Consider the following 1,331-nt stretch of genomic DNA (forward strand, 5'->3'; position numbering starts at 1 on the left):
GGGCGCGCCCGCCAGGTAGACGTCGGCGTGCAGCGCGAAGCGGTCGCCCGCCAGCACGGGCCCGGCGAGCGAGACGCGGCTCACGAGCGCGTCGAGGGGCTCGGCGCCACGCCGGGCCAGCGCGTCCAGCGGCACCCCGCGCGCGGCGGCCTGGGCGGCGACCGCCGCCACGTCGCCGCGCGTCTCGAGGCCGTCCGAGGCGACGACCAGCCGCCCGGGCGTGCCCGGCGGCACGAGCGCCAACGCCAGCTCGGTGGCGCCCGCCAGGTCGGCGGCAGCCAGGTCCGCGGCAGCCAGGTCGGCGGCAGCCAGGTCGGCGGCAGCCAGGTCCGCGGCGGCCAGGTCCGCGGCGGCAGCTTGCCCGGCCTCCGGGCCGAGCAGGACGAGCGCGGCGCCCCGCTCGGCGCGCGCCGCCACGGCCGCGGCGTCGTGAGGGGCGGCCACGACCACCAGCCTGCCCGCCCGGACCGGCAGGGGCAGGCGCACCGCGCCAAGCGCGAGCAGGACGAGCGCGAGGGCTGCGGCCCGGAGCGCCAGGCGGCCCCGCGCCCCTCGGCCGCTCCGCCACGCCAGGCGAGCCTCGACCAGCAGCACGAGGAGGAGGGCGGCGAGGAGCGCGGCGCGGGGGCCGAACCGCGGCGTCGCCCTCACGTCCCCCTGCACGGCGGGCTCGGGCAGCCTGGCGCCGACGGCGGAAACGGCCAGCGGCCTGATCGGCCCGCGCGCCATGCCGAGGCGGTAGAGGCCGGCCACCTCCGGCACGAAGTCGCCTGCCACCAGCCGCAACCCGGCGTGCTCCGCGGCGGCGAGCGGCACGGGCCTGCCGCGCGGGTCGGTGATCGTCACGGTGCCGGCGGGCAGGGCGCAGGCGACGCCCACGGCGCACGGCTCCTCCACGGCGACGCCGGCGCGCGGCTCCACGAGCAGGAGCAGGTCGCGCACGAGGAGGGGGAAGGCCGCGCTGTCGGCCAGCGCGCCGTCCTCGAGGTCGAAGCTGAGCCGCACCTCCGTGCCGGCCGCCGAGCGCCGCACTTGCAGCAGCGGCCCGTCGGCGCCGTCCAGCAAGACCTCCGCGCCCGGCAGGCGCTCGCCGCGCCACGCGGCGCCCAGCAGGGCCGGCCAGTCGACGCCCGCCGTGGGCGCCGACGCCGACCACGTCCCCGGGCGGGCCGCGGCCACGCGCTCGGGGGCGCCGGTGGGGGCGCCTCCTGGGGCGCCCTCGCCGGCCACGTGGGCGAAGCCGAGCCACCAGGTGCTCGTGCCCGGCGCCTCCGTCACGCTCACGCGGTCGAGGATCACGAGGTCGCGGGAACCCGCGTCGGCGGGCAGCG

Annotated in this window: 1 protein-coding gene; it reads right to left on the bottom strand. The window is 81.2% G+C overall.

Annotated features, from left to right (window positions below; translation table 11 throughout):
* On the bottom strand, positions 1 to 1,331 hold a 1,331-nt coding region (locus H3C53_12135), incomplete at both ends, for a hypothetical protein (protein MBW7917413.1).

The organism is Trueperaceae bacterium (assembly GCA_019454765.1).
Classification (GTDB): Bacteria; Deinococcota; Deinococci; order Deinococcales; family Trueperaceae; genus JAAYYF01.